13 protein-coding genes are annotated in these 17,864 nt (G+C 45.8%); 11 read left to right on the top strand and 2 right to left on the bottom strand.

Features of this window, described 5'->3' with window-relative positions:
- Positions 1 to 128: 128 nt before the first annotated feature.
- From ACTCCX_RS02530 to nth, 6 genes are all read left to right on the top strand, one after another.
- Positions 129 to 2,876, top strand: coding sequence for a helicase C-terminal domain-containing protein (locus tag ACTCCX_RS02530; RefSeq protein WP_463274577.1), 2,748 nt, complete (start codon positions 129 to 131; stop codon positions 2,874 to 2,876).
- 97 nt (positions 2,877 to 2,973) lie between these two features.
- On the top strand, positions 2,974 to 3,450 hold the full coding sequence (locus tag ACTCCX_RS02525) for a cell wall elongation regulator TseB-like domain-containing protein (RefSeq protein ID WP_463274576.1): 477 nt from the start codon (positions 2,974 to 2,976) through the stop codon (positions 3,448 to 3,450).
- A 15-nt stretch (positions 3,451 to 3,465) separates the two neighbouring features.
- Positions 3,466 to 4,656, top strand: a complete 1,191-nt coding sequence (locus ACTCCX_RS02520) for a pyridoxal phosphate-dependent aminotransferase (RefSeq protein ID WP_463274575.1) — start codon at positions 3,466 to 3,468, stop codon at positions 4,654 to 4,656.
- 46 nt (positions 4,657 to 4,702) lie between these two features.
- The gene (gene asnS, locus ACTCCX_RS02515) at positions 4,703 to 5,986 is read left to right on the top strand and encodes an asparagine--tRNA ligase (protein WP_463274643.1); all 1,284 of its coding nucleotides are present in this window, start codon (positions 4,703 to 4,705) and stop codon (positions 5,984 to 5,986) included.
- Positions 5,987 to 6,091: 105 nt separating this feature from the next.
- Positions 6,092 to 6,799, top strand: a complete 708-nt coding sequence (locus tag ACTCCX_RS02510) for a DnaD domain-containing protein (protein ID WP_463274574.1) — start codon at positions 6,092 to 6,094, stop codon at positions 6,797 to 6,799.
- A gap of 14 nt (positions 6,800 to 6,813) precedes the next feature.
- Positions 6,814 to 7,461 (top strand): endonuclease III, encoded by a 648-nt coding sequence (gene nth, locus ACTCCX_RS02505; RefSeq protein ID WP_463274642.1) that lies wholly within the window; start codon positions 6,814 to 6,816, stop codon positions 7,459 to 7,461.
- A gap of 74 nt (positions 7,462 to 7,535) precedes the next feature.
- Here nth and ACTCCX_RS02500 read toward each other — a convergent pair whose 3' ends face one another.
- A complete protein-coding gene (locus ACTCCX_RS02500; RefSeq protein WP_463274573.1) occupies positions 7,536 to 10,085 on the bottom strand; it encodes a PBP1A family penicillin-binding protein in 2,550 nt (849 codons plus the stop codon).
- Between the two features lie 16 nt (positions 10,086 to 10,101).
- Positions 10,102 to 10,716 (bottom strand): Holliday junction resolvase RecU, encoded by a 615-nt coding sequence (gene recU, locus ACTCCX_RS02495; protein WP_463274572.1) that lies wholly within the window; start codon positions 10,714 to 10,716, stop codon positions 10,102 to 10,104.
- Between the two features lie 224 nt (positions 10,717 to 10,940).
- On the opposite strand from recU, the gene tig reads away from it, so the two are divergent.
- From tig to dnaG, 5 genes are all read left to right on the top strand, one after another.
- Positions 10,941 to 12,221, top strand: a complete 1,281-nt coding sequence (gene tig / locus ACTCCX_RS02490) for a trigger factor (protein ID WP_463274571.1) — start codon at positions 10,941 to 10,943, stop codon at positions 12,219 to 12,221.
- Positions 12,222 to 12,472: 251 nt separating this feature from the next.
- Positions 12,473 to 13,720: an ATP-dependent Clp protease ATP-binding subunit ClpX gene (clpX, locus tag ACTCCX_RS02485; protein ID WP_463274570.1), complete on the top strand. Its 1,248-nt coding sequence runs from the start codon at positions 12,473 to 12,475 to the stop codon at positions 13,718 to 13,720.
- A gap of 145 nt (positions 13,721 to 13,865) precedes the next feature.
- Positions 13,866 to 14,474 (top strand): ribosome biogenesis GTP-binding protein YihA/YsxC, encoded by a 609-nt coding sequence (yihA, locus tag ACTCCX_RS02480; protein WP_463274569.1) that lies wholly within the window; start codon positions 13,866 to 13,868, stop codon positions 14,472 to 14,474.
- Positions 14,475 to 14,598: 124 nt separating this feature from the next.
- Positions 14,599 to 15,867 (top strand): MFS transporter, encoded by a 1,269-nt coding sequence (locus ACTCCX_RS02475; protein ID WP_463274568.1) that lies wholly within the window; start codon positions 14,599 to 14,601, stop codon positions 15,865 to 15,867.
- A gap of 113 nt (positions 15,868 to 15,980) precedes the next feature.
- Positions 15,981 to 17,858 (top strand): DNA primase, encoded by a 1,878-nt coding sequence (gene dnaG, locus ACTCCX_RS02470; RefSeq protein ID WP_463274567.1) that lies wholly within the window; start codon positions 15,981 to 15,983, stop codon positions 17,856 to 17,858.
- Positions 17,859 to 17,864: the final 6 nt, after the last annotated feature.

Here is a 17,864-nt window from a genome sequence, read left to right as displayed (position 1 = left end):
GGTCAGCTGCATCCAATGCACAGTTTTTTCGCAGAGGCTCCTGTTGTTATGAGATATTTTCAGGGAAAGCCCAGTAGAAAGAAATACCGAAACAGGAGAGACTTCTGTTTATTTAGGAGATTGTTTTTATGAAGAAAACCTATGCCATTGTCGATCTTGAGACAACGGGATCCAGTTTCAAACGAGGTGATCGGATCATTCAATTCGGGTGTACCTTACTGCAAGCCGGTAAAATAGTTCAGGAAATCAATATAACCATCAATCCGGGCAGAAAAATTCCGGATGTCATAGAAAAGTTGACTGGAATAAAGAATACGGACGTAAAAGAGGCTCCCTATTTTGAAGACGTGTGTGATTTCATCTATAACATGCTGGAAGGGTGCGTTTTTGTAGCACATAACGTGCATTTCGATTACCATTTTTTGGACAGCTCCTTCCACGAAGTCGGCATGCCGCCGCTTTTGCTGCGCGCAATGGATACGGTGGAGTTGACGAAAATCCTTTATCCGACTTTGTCCAGTTATCGATTGGGCGATTTATCCCACTACTTCGACCTGACGCATGATAATGTTCATGATGCCGCAAGCGATGCTCGAGCAACTGCGGAACTTTTTCTTCAATTAAAGGAGAAGGCAATCAATTTGCCGTTGGTCACGCTGGAAAAATTGAATTTCTTGTCGGCGCATTGTCAAGTGGACAACGATTCCTTTTTCTATGAAAGTTATGAAATCGCCAAGGAGATGCGCTCCCCGCTCCCGCAGCAAATCTACGTCAAAAATGGATTGGCACTGAAGGAAAAGGAGATACGCTCGGAACAGACCGCCTACAGAGAAAAAGAAGTTGCCGATTTCTCCGAAGTAGCCAAAAGACTGATGGGAAATCATGGATTGGAAATCCGTACGGAGCAGGTCGAGATGATGCAATCGCTTTTCGACTTCCATTTGGCTGCAACTCGCCAAAATCTGGCGATAGAAGCTGCACCTGGCATCGGGAAGACTTTGGCCTACCTGTTGCCCGCTGCTTATCAGGCTACTCCGCAAAATAAAGTCCTGATCAGCACCTCCACACTCCTGCTGCAGGAGCAGATAATGGATAACGAAATGACCCGATTGCGCCAAATGCTGCCGTTTGAGCTGCAGGTAAGTTCGTTGAAAGGGAAAACAAACATCGTCCATTTGGAGAAGTTGGCCGCTTTGACTTTGGAATCTCTCACCAAAAAGGAAGCTTTGATCATGATGAGCATCTTTGTCTGGTTGACCGAAACGGAATCCGGCGATATCAGCGAATTGAGTCAAGCGCAAAATTTTGATTTTCTATGGGAGAAATTAACATATGAGAGCCACGAGGCCCCCTTAAAAGGGAAATGGGCCGACGATGATTTCTTCTCCTTCAACAACAAAAAAGTGGAGCACTCTAGCTTGATTGTCACGAACCATTCCTTTTTGAGTCATCACATCGATGATCTGGCTATGTTTGGGCAGGCTAAGTCCATCGCCTTGATCCTCGATGAGGCGCATCAGTTCCCGCGCGTCTATCAGGATGCGCACAAAAAAAGCGTGGCTTTGTCCATCCTGAAACGGCGATTGAAGCGATTCGGCTATTTCTTGCGGGATTTTCGCGAGGCAATAGAGAAGGAGCCCGACGGTGACTCCTTGGACTATGATTTGTTCAACTTCGAATTCGCGGTTGATCAATTGCTGCAGGAATGTGCCCATTCAGAAGAAGTGTTGATGCGTTCCCTTATCAATGAGGTTGGGGAAAAGGGTGAGGTTTATCTTGATGAACATTTTCAGATTGAGAATGGAATGAAGAAAATCTACAAGAAAATGCACCAGTACATCCAAGAGACAAGGCTTGCCGCGATGCGCTGCCTGGATAAAGTTGATTTGGGGAATGATCCGGTCATGGGTCCGCGCGCAAAGGCCCTGGTTGATGATTTGGATGCGGTGCAAGGTAATCTGCTATATTTCTTTGAAGATCGCCCAGGCACCTATCATGTACTGCATTTTAATTGGGCTAATGACCTGCTTTCGCTGGCGATTGAAATAAACCAACTCGCCCTTTCGGAAGAAATCCACTCCAAAATCAAAGAGCGATTCAGCAGAACGGTTTACTTGAGCTCGACACTTAAAGTTGATAATTCGCTGGACTATTTCAAAAACAAAATCGGTGAAGCCGAATTGCAAGAAGCGCATTTTAATTCACCTTATAACTTGAGTGAACGGTTGCAGATTTTCCTTCCCACCGAGATGACAGCCATCACGACCTTAGATGACAGAAAAGCGGCCAAACAAATCGTTTCGACATTACGTGGAATCGTACTCCCGCAACAACGAAAAGCATTGGTTCTGTTCACATCCAACCGTTTGTTGGAAGAGGTCCATAACCAACTCAAAAATGCGGTCTCTGATGGTTTCCCGGGGACGGAAATACTGGCTCAAGGTTTCTCCGGCAGCCGAAGAAGGATGCATAATCGGTTCATGTCGGCCGATGCGGCAGTTTTATTGGGTTCCGCTTCCTACTGGGAAGGTATAGATTTTTCCGATCAAGCTGTCGAAATCCTTGTGATCACACGACTGCCATTCGACCCGCCTCATCGCCCTGAAAATGTTGCGTTCCAAGCGTATCACCAGAATATAGGCAAGAAGGCATTCTATGAAGAGTTTCTACCCCGGGCGATGATCCGCTTGAAACAGGGAGTCGGCAGACTCGTCCGCTCCAGAAACACGAAAGGCGTCGTCATTTGCCTGGACGATAGATTGATCAAAAGTAACTATTCCCAACGTATGCAACAGATGCTCCCGGAAGGTGTAGAGATCAAAGTGGCCGATCATGCTGAAATAAATGCGGAAATTCAAGAATTTCTGAAAAAATAATACGGTGGGATATTCCATCATCTTGATCTTTAAGGTATCATTAATAATTAGGTGAGATTGCAATTAAGTTTCAGACAAAGATAAGGAAGTGGAAGATGTGAAGAAGAATATCATTGTTGGGGCGATTGTGATTCTTTTCCTGATGATCGTCAGTTCCTACACGATATTTTACCGAAGCCAGCAGCCGATACTTCAAGCGGAGAAAGAAGCAACCGTCATTGCTGAAGAGACCGCCAATATCCAGAAGGTCCAAGATTTTTATTGGTACAATGGATCCGAGACGTATTTCACACTGGCTGGCATCGATGACAATAACGAGGAATTATATGTCATCATAAAAAAAGACGGCGGTGAAACCACTATCCTGAATACTGCGGAAGTCATCACCGAAAGCGAAGCTAAATCAATCACCCAGGCGGATAAGAACCCGGTACGGATTCTGGAGGCGAGACTGGGGATAGAGAACGAAGAACCAGTTTGGGAAGTCACCTACAAAAATGCAAATGATACGATTGGTTACTATTTGATATCCGCTATTTCTGGTAAATGGCTCAAAGATATAGAAAACATATAAATTGGAGTGATTGAGATGGTAAAAATTTCTGAAAGAATGAAAAAAATAAGCGAATCCCCGACATTGGCGACGTCAGCGAAAGTCAACGTCATGAAAGCGCAAGGTAAGGATGTCCTTAACCTGACCGTAGGGGAACCTGACTTCGATACGCATGCTTCAATTCTGAACGCTGCAGTAGAAGCGATCCAATCAAACAAAGCGAATCACTACACCCCGACTGCCGGTATTCTGCCATTGCGTCAAGCGATCGTGGATTATCACCAGAAGTATGATGGAGTCAGTTTTGCAGTCAATCAGGTCATCGTGACTGAAGGTGCCAAAAATGCTTTGTTTGCGCTATTCCAAGTCATTCTTGATTCCGGAGATGAAGTAATCGTCCCTGCACCTTATTGGGTTAGCTATACGGAGCAAATCAAACTGGCTGGCGGCGTCAATGTTCTGGTCGAAACAGCTCCTGAAAAAGGCTTCAAACTGACAGTGGCGGATCTCGAAAAACATCGCACCGAAAAAACAGTCGCTTTGCTTTTGAATTCGCCATCGAACCCGACAGGCATGATCTATTCGCCCGAAGAACTGAAGGCAATCGGTGAGTGGGCGGTTGCGCACGATATCCTGATCATCGCTGATGAAATTTACTACCGACTGACTTATAACGGAAATAAAGCCATCTCAATCGCTTCCTTGTCAGAGGAAATCAAGAACCAGACAATCATCATCAACGGTATCTCCAAAACATACGCTATGACCGGCTGGAGAATCGGCTATGCAATAGGGAATGCGGAAATCATCAGTAAAATGATCGAACTATCCAGCCATTCTACAAGTAATCCTGCCGGACCAAGCCAATATGGCGCACTGGCTGCTTTATCCGGCCCGCAAGATTTTGTGGAGGAGATGCGTGCGGCATTCGAAGCGCGCCTGAACTTCTTCTATCCGCTTGTTGCGAGTATTCCTGGTTTTAAAGTCACAAAACCTCAAGGAGCCTTCTATCTTTTCCCGAACGTCAAGGAAGCAGCGGAAATGTGTGGGTTTGAAGAAGTGAAAGACTTTACGTTGGCGCTGATCGAAGAAGCAAATGTCGCTTTGGTTTCAGGTGATGGCTTTGGGTACCCGGATTATGCCAGAATAAGTTATACTGTAAGAGAAGAACTACTGGCGGAAGCAGTAGATCGCATCAAAAAATTTATCGAAACCCACAAAAAATAAATTGTTTTTGTGGCAGAAGGGGTAGAATAGTTTGACACTTATCACAATGGACCAAGCAAAAGAATATGTAGGGCAAGAAATATCCATTGGTGCTTGGGTAACCAACAAGCGAAGCAGCGGAAAAATCGCTTTTTTGCAATTACGTGACGGCGCCCACTATTTCCAAGGCATCGTTTTGAAAAATGATGTCGGTGAAGAATTGTTCGACGTGGCAAAATCGCTGACGCAAGAAACTTCGCTGATCGTCAAAGGGATCATTCAGGAAGACACCCGTTCGAAGCTTGGATACGAATTACTTGTGACTGGCATCGAAGTTGTGGGGGAAAGCCAGGAATATCCAATCACGCCCAAAGAGCACGGGACAGATTTCCTGATGGATCATCGTCATCTCTGGCTGCGTTCATCCAGACAGCACGCCATCATGAAGATCCGTAACGAAATCATCCGGGCCACTTATGAATTCTTCAATAAAGAAGGATTCATCAAGGTGGATCCGCCGATTCTGACCGGCAGCGCGCCGGAGGGGACGACCGAACTGTTCCACACCAAATATTTCGACGAGGAAGCTTACTTGTCCCAGAGTGGGCAATTGTACATGGAAGCGGCAGCGATGGCTTTCGGGAAAGTGTTCTCATTCGGTCCGACTTTCCGTGCCGAAAAATCGAAAACACGCCGCCACCTGATTGAATTCTGGATGATGGAACCAGAAATGGCCTTCATGCATCAGGATCAAAGTCTGGAAGTCCAAGAAAAATATGTCGCTTATCTGGTACAATCGGTGCTGGATAATTGTGATATCTACTTGGATACGCTGGAGCGCGACAAAGAATTGCTGAAAAAATACACGCAATTGCCGTACGACCGCATCAGCTATGATGATGCCGTAGCTTTGTTGAATGCAAACGGATTTGATGATATCGTCTGGGGGGATGACTTCGGTTCGCCTCATGAAACCTTTATCGCGAACCAATCGGACAGACCGGTATTCATCCTTAATTATCCGAAGGCGATCAAGCCTTTTTACATGAAAGAGCATCCAGATCGCCCAGAAGTAGTTCTGTGCGCGGATATGATCGCTCCGGAAGGGTATGGAGAAATAATCGGCGGCAGTGAACGTGAAGTGGATTACCAACGTTTAAGCGAACAGATCGAAAAATTCGGACTGAGTAAGGACGACTATTCATGGTATTTGGATCTGCGCAAATACGGTTCAGTTCCTCATTCCGGATTTGGATTGGGACTTGAAAGAATGGTGACATGGATTTCCGGAACCGAACATATTCGTGAGTCGATTCCGTTCCCGCGTCTTCTGAACAGAATCTACCCGTAAACAAGGCGGTTCACGAGTCCAAGTTTAATCATAACAGAATGGGAGTGGGGCAAATAGCAACTATTTGTTCCACTCTCAGTTTTTCTAAAGGAGTCTATTGATAGCATGTCATACAATGAATTAACCAAATGGATCGAATCAGGGCAGACGCTGGTCCCTAATTTTTTGCTGCAGAACTACAAAAAAATCGGGCTTGCTGATACGGAGTTCATCTTTGTTCTGCAGTTGAAAGCTTACATCGACAAGAACATACCTTTTCCTAATCTGGCACTGATAGCCGAAAATATGGGCATCGCCGAAAAGGATGTCTTTTCCCTACTGCATAATCTGCTGCAGAAGCAAATGATCTTGATGGAGACGAAAAAGGATCTCTCCGGCAAAGTGGAGGATTCCTATTCCTTGGACCCTATTTATCAACGGCTTTTCCAATTGATGGAACGATCCGAGAAAAAACAGCCCGTCCAGCAACAGGGAAAGAATATCATGACTATGTTCGAGCAGGAATTCGGTAGGAACTTATCGCCCATCGAAATGCAGACAATCGCAAGCTGGATCGACATGGACCATTATCCGCTTGAACTGATTGAATCAGCTTTAAAGGAAGCGGTATTGAACCGCGTCTACAGCCTGAAGTACATCGATCGCATTCTGCTTGCTTGGGAAAAGAAAAACATCAGAAGCGTAAAAGATCTGACACAGCAGCAGCCGTCGCGGACTCAAAACAATAAGGGGAAATTCGATGAACAAGCAGGATCGGATGCTCCGATGGAAGTACCGCTGTACAATTGGCTGGACACAGACGCAGACGAATAGGTGGGGGAAGAATGATGTTATCGAAAAAAAAGACTGTAGCAGCCTTGGATGAGATGGCTGCGTTGTTCCCGAATGCGCAGTGCGAACTTCTGCATCGGAATGTGTTTCAGCTGTTGATCGCGACACTTCTCAGCGCCCAGGCAACAGACGTTTCCGTCAATAAAGTTACGCCAAGTCTGTTCAGCCGATTCCCGACGCCACAGGCTTTCCTTGCTGCCCCTCTTGAGTCGATCATGGAGGAAATCAAGACGATCGGTTTGTACAGGAACAAAGCCGCGAACATCCAAAAATGCTGCAAAATGCTGTTGGAAGACTTCGACGGCGAAGTGCCCCGAACTTTGGAAGAATTGACAAAATTGCCCGGCGTAGGGCGCAAAACAGCGAATGTCGTCATGAGCGTCGGCTTCCATATTCCGGCGATCGCCGTTGACACCCATGTGGAACGGATATCCAAGCGGCTTCGGATCGCTCCCCAGAAAGCATCGGTTCTGGAAGTGGAAGAGATTCTTATGAAAAAAATACCGAAGGCGCGATGGTCCGATGCCCACCACCAGATGATCTTCTTTGGCAGATACCATTGCACAGCCAGAAATCCCAAGTGCGACGTTTGCCCGTTGCTTTCGATGTGCGCGGAAGGCCAAAAACGTTTAGGTTTGAAATGAAGTCGACCAGAGCATCTTGCAGCATCCGTAAATATAAAAACAGCCAACTCCGGTAAAAGGAGTTGGCTGTTTTCTTATGGATTTTGTTCTGGTGCTTCCTCTTCCTCTGGGGCAGAGGAAACCTGCTCGCTTTCCAAAGAGCTTGAGGACGATGAGGTTTCGCTGACTGGTTTGTCCTCATCTGCGGAGTCCGTTTCGGAGGACTCCTGTGCCGGATCGGCGATGGTCAACTGGATAGATGAAGCAGGTGAGGTGCTTGAACCGACTTTGACCATCAAAGAGATCGTGATGGTGCCTTTATCAGGACTCTTAATGACTACTTTTGTATTTGTTGTCGTTTCGGATGTACCGCCTGCTGTTACGGTGTACTGCGCTTGAGCATTCGAATCGGTGCCGCTGGCTGAATATTTATCCCATTCGATGGTCAATTCATCTTTGTTGGTATCATAGCCGGCCTTCAAACCGGAAGGCGCCAACAATGTCACACCGTATTTCTTGGAAGTGGAAGTGGGTTCCGTTCCCTTTACGAAAAGTTCAGTGGCGATCAGGCTACTCGGCGTGTTCGGGCCGGGCTTCATGATTGGATCTGTGTACTTCTCGATCGAAACTTGACTGACCGACGCAGGCATCGTCCAATCGGCATAATCGGTATTTTCGGAGACGTAGGACATCAATTCACGATAAATATCGCGTGTCAGACTTTGTGTTTGGTAATCCAAAAAGTTTCCGTACTCCTTGGAATTGTCATAGCCGACCCATACTGAAATGGAATAGCTGGTAGAATAACCGGCGAACCAGGCATCTGGGGCAGCATAAGGAACATTTGTGCCGCCGACTGCGGCCAGTTCATCATCCGTGTAGTTGGTTGTCCCAGTTTTTCCGGCCTGCGGTAAGCCCCATATCTGTGCGTTCGTAGCTGTTCCTTCGGAGATGACGTCCTTCAGCATATCGGTGATCATATAGGCTGTGGACTCCTTCATCGCTTCTGTTCCGTTCGGGTCGAAGGTGAATTCTTCACCTTCCGCAGTCGTCACGGACTGGACCGTGTAAGGTTCGTAGTAGGTACCGCCGTTAGCGAAGGCTGCATAAGCCGCGGACAGCTCAATCGGTGTCGCTTCACCACCGATGGCATTGGACTCGACCAAATATTCCTGACCATCGTTCGTGATTGTGATGCCCAATTTTTTCAGGAAAGAAAAGGCGTTATCCGCACCGACTTCCTGGAAAGTCTTCAATGCCGGGATGTTGCGCGAATCGACCAATGCTTCACGGATGGTCTGATCACCTTTGTACTCGTTGTCGTAGTTGTTGATCTCGCTGCCGTCGGAGTAACTGTATTGCTCATCGACGACCCAGGTGCCTGTCGAATAGTCCAAATATTCGATGGCAGGTGCGTAGACCGCCAATGGTTTCATTGTAGAGCCGATGCTGCGCTCGAGTGTGGAAGCGCGATTGAGCCCAAGTTGGACGTCCTGGTTACGTCCGCCGATGACTGCTTGGATGGCGCCGGTATTGACATCAATCATGGAAACACCGGTCTGCAGCAGATCATCCGGGAATTCGATATAGTCATACGTATTCACGATATCGTACAGACGCTGCTGTGCGTCCATATCGATATTGGTAGTGATCGTCAATCCGCCTTCATAGACGTCCAAACCGGTCTTTTCTGCAACTTCATCGATGACGAGTTGGATATAAGAATCGACTACTAATGACGTGTTGACGTCGCCGGAATGGTCGATGAGGGTGTCTTGAATCTGAATCGTTTTTGCCTCTGCACTTTCTTCGGTAGTGATTTTTTCATTTTCTACCATCATATCCAGTACAAGGTCGCGCCTGCTTTGAGTGTCTGCAGGATTATTGATCGGATCATACAGGGAAGGGGCTTGCGGCATGCCTGCCAATGTGGCGGCTTCCGCGAGTGTCACATCGGTGATCGATTTTCCGAAGAAGTATTCGGAAGCTGTACCCATGCCATAGACGTTGTTGGACATGTAGACTTTATTGATGTAAAATGCCAAAATCTCATCTTTCGTGTATTCTCTCTCCAATTGCATCGACATCCAGGCTTCCTGCGCTTTCCGTTCGAGAGTCTGATCCTCAGAACTTGTCGAGAAAAAAGATAACTTGATCAATTGCTGGGTAATGGTGCTGCCACCCTGAGAAATGCCGCCTTGTTGGAGATTCGCGAACAGGGCGCCGATGATTCGGATCGGATCAATGCCATTATGATCGTAGAAACGCTGATCTTCTATCGAGACGATAGCATCTTTCAGCACTTGGGGTATTTCTTCGGCGCTGACCAGTGTTCGGGATTGTTCACTGCCGCCGATTACTTTGATTTCATTTCCGTCCGGATCCAAAATGGTAGATGCCACCGTTCCGCTCAACTGTTCTTCGGTTATTTCAGGAGCGGAGGAAACATAGTAGAAGAAAAGCCCGGCGCCGGAAGCCAGCCCGATCAGCCCGATGGCCAGAATACCGAAAACTATTTTCTTCCAAAGCGGTCGCCCGTTTTTTTTCGCTTTCACGGCCGTTTTGCTTTTGCTTGGGCCTTTCGCATTTCCATTCTTCTTTCTGTTGTTTGCGCGTGATCTTGTATGATTGCCTTCATTCGGCATGTGGTTCACCTCTTAATTATTTGATAGTACGTTCAAGCATTTTGTCTACAGCATCCAGATAATCCAGCCGTGGATTGAATCCGTATGCCACTTCTATCCCATTCGCTTCAATAAAAGCCAACGGAATCGATTTACGGCCATTATTCAATGTATTCTCCCAAAAGTCAATCAAATAGGAACTATTCAGCAAGAAGACGCGGTTGAAAACGGAAAAACGGATCAGTACGAACGTGACCCCTTGCTGTTGGATACACCTTTTCATATGGATGATCTGATGCTCGTGGAAGTTGCTCAAAGGTATGGCTGTCTTGTTTTTTGTTTCTTTGGCCTCAAAGTCCAGGTAAAGCCCTTTGTATACGCCGTTGTAGTCGGTAGTGGAGGACTGCCGGTAGTAAGCCTCTTTGATGACGGCCGCGCTTCTTTTGGGATAATCCACTTTGACGACTTGGATAGGCGTTGGCTTCTTGTGGATGACGGCTTTCCCTGATGAAAGGTAATGTGCATTGCTGCTGTTGATTTCTTCTTCAAGCGTCATTCCCCGGTTGCTGTATACGAAGTCTTTCCTCTTTGCAGTTTTCGGCATATGCGACTCGGCATGGAACTTTTTGCCGTTCGGATAATTTACGGCCACTGACGATCACCCCCATTGCATGATTATACCAAAAACAGGTGTTGAAAGAAATCTAAGAAACCATTAAAATAGGTGCTTAAAGCGATGATAGCGGCCACAATTTTTGCACGAAAACGGATTAATTAAGCACTTTTAGTTTACAACACCGTTTTTCTAGTGTAGTATTGGAGAGTGTGCAATATCAAATTAATTGCAATAAAATCAAGATTTTTGGAGGAAAGTAAATGACTGCAAAATGGGAAAAAACAGGCACTAACGATGGTGTCTTAACATTCGAAATTTCAGAAGAAATCATCAAACAAGAAATGGATAAGGTCTTCAACAAATTGAAAAAGAACGTTTCCGTTCCTGGATTCCGTAAAGGTAAAGTTCCTCGTCACGTATTCAACAACATTTATGGTGAAGAATCTTTATTCGAAGATGCATTGAATGGCGCATTGCCGGATGCTTATTCACAAGCTATCGAAGAAGCTGGATTGGATCCTGTTTCTCAACCGAAAATTGACATCAAGAGCATGGAAAAAGGTCAACCTTGGGTCATCGCTGCTGAAGTCACAGTGAAACCAGAAGTGAAACTGGGAGAATACAAAAATCTTAAAGTTGAAAAACAAGACCGCGTCGTTACAGATGAGGATGTAGAAAACAACTTGAAAGAAAAACAAGAGCGTCAAGCTGAATTGGTATTGAAAGAAGAAGGCGCAGAACTTGGCGACACAGCTGTAATCGACTATGAAGGATTCGTCGACGGTGAAGCTTTTGAAGGCGGCAAAGATCAAAACCATTCTTTGGAATTGGGATCCAATCAATTCATCCCTGGTTTTGAAGAACAATTGGTAGGTGTTAGAGCGGGAGAAGAAAAAGACGTTGTCGTCACTTTCCCTGAAGAGTACCATGCAGAAAACTTAAAAGGCAAAGAAGCTACTTTCAAAGTAATCGTACACGAAATCAAAACAAAGCAATTGCCTGCTTTGGATGACGAATTCGCAAAAGATATCGACGAAGAAGTAGAATCATTGGACGAATTGAAAGCTAAAATCCGCAAGGAATTGGAAGAAAGCAAAACTGCGGCAGCTGATGAAGCGGTTCAGGATTTGGCTTTGAGACAAGCAGTGGACAATGCTGAAATCGTTGAATTGCCGCACGTGATGGTTCACGATGAAGTGCACCGTCAAATGGATCTTTTCCTGAATGATATGCAACGTCAAGGAATCTCTCCTGAATTGTACTACCAAATCACAGGCACTACTGAGAAAGACTTGCATGTCCAAATGGAAGCAGATGCTGATGTCCGCACGAAAACATCATTAGTGTTGGAACAAATCATCAAAGATGAAAACATCGTCGTTTCTGAAGAAGAAATCGCCGCAGAAATCGAAGAGCTAGCGAAACAATACAACATGGATGCAGATCGTGTCCGCGGATTGGTCAGCGCTGATATGTTGACTAACGACATCCAAATGAAGAAAGCGATGAGCATCATCACTGATTCAGCAATCGAAGAATAAGAAAAGTTGAAACAGAATACAGAGATCGGGACATTGTCTTCCATAGTCAGTGTCCCATCTGTTTATACTCAGGGATATATTCGGCTTGTAACCCCATTTAGGTAAACGAATCATATTCTTTTTCAATTTTTCCTTTCTGTGTTAAGATGTAAACCGTTCGAAAGCGGTCAGGATAACCGCGCCAAAGCAATCGGCGTATCCTGACAAGTTTTGCTGGATCGGAAAGTAAGTATATAGAGAGGAGAATGATTGTGTTCCATGATGAAAGTATCGGGACAATACATTGTTCATTCTGCGGAAAATCTCAGGACCAAGTGAAAAAGATCATTGCGGGGCCGGATGTATATATTTGTAATGAGTGTGTAGATCTGTGCAAAGAGATCATCGATGAAGAGATCTATGCACCAAGTGAAGCGGTATTCACCGAAGTGCCAAAACCGCAAGAAATCCAAAAGATTTTGGGCGAGTATGTGATTGGTCAAGAAAAAGCTAAAAGGACGCTTTCAGTAGCGGTCTATAATCACTACAAACGCATCGGCCAAATGAGCATGATGTCAGAAGAAGATAATGTAGAGTTACAAAAAAGCAACATATGTTTGATAGGCCCGACTGGTTCGGGTAAAACGTTCCTCGGCCAAACATTGGCGCGCATCCTGGATGTCCCATTTGCGATTGCCGATGCGACAAGCTTGACGGAGGCCGGCTATGTCGGAGAGGATGTTGAAAATATCCTGTTGAAGCTGCTTCAGGCTGCCGAGTTCGATGTCGAACGGGCAGAGCGGGGAATTATCTACATCGACGAGATCGATAAAATCGCCCGTAAAGGCGAAAATGTATCGATCACAAGAGACGTGAGTGGTGAAGGGGTTCAACAGGCCTTGCTTAAGATTTTGGAAGGCACTGTTGCGAACGTTCCACCGCAAGGCGGCAGAAAACACCCGCAACAAGAGTTCATCCAAATCGACACAACGAACATTTTGTTCATCGTCGGGGGTGCCTTTGACGGCATTGAGACGATCGTGAAAGAGCGACTTGGTGAGAAAGTTATCGGTTTCGGCTCTCCTCAAGCAAAACATTTGGAAGACAAGAGCATCATGCAGCAGATCATTCCGGAAGACTTATTGAAATTCGGTTTGATACCGGAATTCATTGGCCGTCTACCAATAATGGCTGCATTGGAAAAATTGACGGAAGATGATTTGGTTCATATTCTGACTAAACCAAAAAATGCTTTGGTCAAACAATACAAAAAATTGCTTGAGTTGGATGGCGTCGAATTGGTATTCGAAGATGACGCACTGCGCTCAATCGCCAAAAAAGCACTTGAAAGAAATACAGGTGCCCGTGGCTTGCGCTCCATCATCGAAAACATCATGCTCGACATCATGTTTGATATCCCGAGCAGAGATGAAATCGTGAAATGCGTCATTACCGACAGCACAGTCAATGGCATCAGTGCGCCGTTGTTGTTCGATGAAGACGGCAAACAGATCAACTGAACATGAGCTTGCGTTTGAAGTCCGGTGAATCAGACAATTTTCAATCTGATTTCCGGATTTTTTCGCCTAATCTTGGCAGTCGATTGCGGAAATAGCTTTAGATGTCGTTGTAAAGACAGACGACTTTGAAAAGGAGTGAGAATAGATGCATGTACAAGAAGCAGAAATCGTGATGAGCGCGGTTGATCCGAAACAATATCCAGACACCGGTTTTGCAGAAATCGCTTTGGCGGGACGTTCCAATGTGGGCAAGTCATCGTTCATCAACAAGTTGATCAACCGCAAAGCGTTAGCGCGGACATCAAGCAAACCGGGAAAGACCCAGACTTTGAACTTCTATCTGATCAATAATTCATTTTATTTTGTAGATGTTCCGGGTTATGGTTACGCAAAAGTTTCCAAGACAGAACGGGCGAAATGGGGCCAGATGCTGGAGACGTACTTCACGCAACGGGACACGTTGCGGCATGTCTTTTTGGTTGTCGATTTTCGTCACGAACCTACCGAAGATGATATCCAGATGAAGGATTTCATCGAATATTATAATCTTCCTTATTCGGTCATTGCGACAAAATGCGATAAAATACCGCGGGGAAAATGGAATCAACACTTTTACCGCATAAAAAAAGCTTTGAACCTTCCGAGCGATGAGTCTTTGATCATGTTCTCGAAAGAAACGGGTGAGGGCTTTGAAAAGGCTTGGACCCTAATTGAAGGAATATTGGCTGAGTACGACGAAGCGGCTCAGGATTAAAGTGAAACAATAGAAAACTATGGGCAACATCCTACTATTGGGTGTTGCCCATTCTTCGTTCATTCGTTATGATGAGTTAGACAAGGTGCTTGTCGTCAAACCGAATAGGACGGGGGAGGGTAATATGGGAACTGAAGAAAAACTAAACCGTTACACGACAGAAGAAAAAAGTTGGATCATGCAGGATTGGGCGAATTCGGCGTACTCCATCATGATCACAACGGCAGTATTCCCTTTGTATTTCAAGTCGATCGCGGAAAGTGGCGGATTGGCGGATGCTGACTCGACAGCGTATTGGGGGTATGCGAATGCGGCCGCTACTCTGGTTGTGTCGTTGCTTGCTCCTGTATTAGGCGCTGTTGCGGATTACAAAGGCTTCCGGAATCCTTTGTTTACGGCCTTCACATTGGCCGGTATTTTCGCAACAATCGGGTTCGTCTTTGTGCCCGAAGCAAATTGGCTGTTCCTGTTGGGGTTGTACATGCTCTCTGTGATCGGTTTTTCCGGAGCAAATATTTTCTATGATGGCTCCTTGATGGACGTGACGACCGATGAACGGATGGACCGCATATCCTCAGCGGGATTCGGCTGGGGCTATATCGGCAGTTCCATCCCTTTCGTCATCTTCATTTTTTTCCAATTGACGGGCTTTTTGCCATTGAGCACGGGGGGAATTGTGAAGGGCGGCTTCCTTCTGACTGCGATTTGGTGGTTCGTCTTCACCATCCCTTATTGGAAGAATGTCAAGCAGAACTATTACATCGAAAAAGAACCGCGCGTAATCCGCAAGAGTTTTGTAAGATTATGGGGAACGCTGAAGAACATCAAAGAATACAGACAAGCTTTTTTATTTTTATTGGCTTATTTCTTCTACATTGATGGAGTTGGGACCATCTTCAAAATGGCGACTGCTGTAGGGTCGGACATCGGGCTCTCCTCGAATGAACTGATTGTTGTTATGCTGATCGTCCAGTTCGTTGCTTTCCCATTTTCCATCCTGTACGGCCGAGCATCCAAACGGTTCGGCAACAAGAATATGATTTTTGTGGGTATCCTAACCTATATTTTTATCTGCATTTATGCTTTGCAGTTGGATTCATTGCAGACATTCATCGTGTTGGCGCTGCTTGTGGGTACAGCCCAGGGCGGCGTGCAGGCGTTGAGCCGATCTTTGTTCGGTCAATTGATTCCGAAAGAGCAAGCGAACGAATTTTTTGGTTTCTATAATATTTTCGGGAAATTTGCGGCTGTAGTCGGCCCACTGCTGGTCGGACTCATCTCGCAGCTGACCGGAAACTCGTTGGATGGCGTTTTTGCCCTGATTATCCTGTTCGTGATCGGGGGAGGCCTGCTGTTTTTCGTTAAAGTTCCGGATCCGCAAAAAAAGCAGTAGACTTGACCAATTGAATGACTGTTTGCATGTCGGCCGAAAATGTGTTAAAATCTAATTTGCATCTTTATGCTCGTTTTTATAAAATGAAGACATTTCTTCAAGGTGGGAGACATTTGGCAGAACGTATTTCAGAAGAGAAATTAGCGCAAATCAGAACCGAAACGAATATTGTCGATGTCGTCAGCCAATATGTACAACTTAAAAAAAGAGGCAAGAATCATTTCGGATTTTGCCCGTTTCATGACGAGAAGACCCCTTCTTTTTCTGTTGCAGAAGAAAAACAGATTTTCCATTGTTTCAGCTGCGGAAGAGGAGGGAATGTTTTTACTTTCTTGATGGATGTCGAGGGCATTTCGTTCGTCGAGGCAGTCATCAAGACAGCCGAATTAAGCAACATTGCCTTGGATTTCTCGTACGAAAACCATGCACAGGATAATCCGCTCCAGTCAAAGAAAGAAAAACTGATCCAAATCCATGAGGAAGCGGCGGCTTTTTACCATCAGGTCCTCATGAATACCGTTACGGGGCAAGCTGCGTTGGATTACATGATTCAACGCGGCTTCACCCCGGAGACACTGAAAGAGTATCAAATAGGTTTTTCTCCTGCCAATCGGACGGCACTCTTTCAAATGCTGAAAGCGAAGGCATTCGATGAAGGACTCCTTCAGGAAAGTGGCATCTTCACGGACAGACAAGGACAAAACGAACTTTTCGATCGGTTCTCGGCCCGGATCATTTTCCCGTTGCGGAACGCTAAAGGAAAGACGGTCGCTTTTTCCGGCAGAGTTTTGCAGGCTTCCCCAGCAGACGACACTGGTTACCATGAAGCGAAATATCTGAACAGCCCCGAAACACTTTTGTTCAACAAACGGGATTTTCTTTTCAACTTCGATAAAGCCCGCAGCGAGATCCGAAGGCATTCAGAAGTGGTCCTTTTCGAAGGATACATGGATGTCATATCCGCTTGGCAAGCGGGTGTAAAAAATGGCGTCGCCTCGATGGGGACCAGCCTTACGGATGAACAGAACCGGATATTGACCAAGACGGCCGATAAAATAGTCATTGCCTATGACGGCGACCGTCCCGGCGTCGAAGCGACGAAGCGCGCCATAGAGATACTGGAACGCAACAAGCACTTCGATATCTCCATTTTCCCGCTGGAAGCAGGCATGGACCCTGATGAATACATCCAACAGAAAGGCCCGGAGGCATTCGCCAAGGCGCTGAACAATAACAGGGAGACAGTCATTCAGTTCTATTCCCGCTACCTCAAGATGAATCTGAATCTGGATTCCGAAAAAAATCGCATCACCTATATCGAAACCATGCTTAAGGCCCTGGCCCCGTTGGATTCACTAGTCGAAAGAGAACTCTACATGAAGGATATAGCGGATGAATTCAGTATTCCGATCGATATCCTGCAGAAGCAATTGAAGGGTTATCAACAAGCGGTGCTCCAGCAGCGGCCTGAACGCGAGCCGATCAGGAGAGCAGTATCGCATGATGCGGGTCAACAAGTAGTGTATCCAAACACGAAAAAACGCAAAGTGACCCAAGCTGAGCAAAGCGAAAAGCAGCTGCTTTACCGTCTTTTTCATTTCGAGGAAGTTTGGTCGTATCTGAATGAAATTGACGCTGAGTTCAATTTCATCCATGATGACTACCAAACAATCTACATTTTGTATGAAGAGTTTTTCAGACAGAATGGGCTGGTCGGAAATATCGATCAATTCCTGGATCGCATCAATAATCCGGATCTTCAAAACGTGATTACGGAGATTGAATGGTTCCATTTGGATTCGGAAGTCACCTATCAGGAAATCCAGGATCTCGTCCATATCATCCGGGACAAATCGTCTTTACAGGATCAACTGACCAAGAAACAGGCAGAAATGAAGGAAGCGCGAAAGCAAAACGACAATGAGCGTCTGAAGACAATCATGTTGGAAATCGTCTCCCTCTCAAAAGAATTAAAAGCAACAAAGAAATAGCCCGCA

It is taken from the genome of Trichococcus sp. (assembly GCF_055118575.1).
Note: the sequence above shows the minus strand (reverse complement) of the source record. Positions and strands in the feature narration are given on the sequence as shown.

Coding starts and splice junctions, on each gene's coding strand:
- ACTCCX_RS02530 (WP_463274577.1), top strand. CDS start 129: ATGAAGAAAACCTATGCCATTGTCGATCTTGAGACAACGGGATCCAGT.
- ACTCCX_RS02520 (WP_463274575.1), top strand. CDS start 3,466: ATGGTAAAAATTTCTGAAAGAATGAAAAAAATAAGCGAATCCCCGACA.
- asnS (WP_463274643.1), top strand. CDS start 4,703: ATGGACCAAGCAAAAGAATATGTAGGGCAAGAAATATCCATTGGTGCT.
- ACTCCX_RS02510 (WP_463274574.1), top strand. CDS start 6,092: ATGTCATACAATGAATTAACCAAATGGATCGAATCAGGGCAGACGCTG.
- nth (WP_463274642.1), top strand. CDS start 6,814: ATGTTATCGAAAAAAAAGACTGTAGCAGCCTTGGATGAGATGGCTGCG.
- ACTCCX_RS02500 (WP_463274573.1), bottom strand. CDS start 10,085: ATGCCGAATGAAGGCAATCATACAAGATCACGCGCAAACAACAGAAAG.
- tig (WP_463274571.1), top strand. CDS start 10,941: ATGACTGCAAAATGGGAAAAAACAGGCACTAACGATGGTGTCTTAACA.
- yihA (WP_463274569.1), top strand. CDS start 13,866: ATGCATGTACAAGAAGCAGAAATCGTGATGAGCGCGGTTGATCCGAAA.
- ACTCCX_RS02475 (WP_463274568.1), top strand. CDS start 14,599: ATGGGAACTGAAGAAAAACTAAACCGTTACACGACAGAAGAAAAAAGT.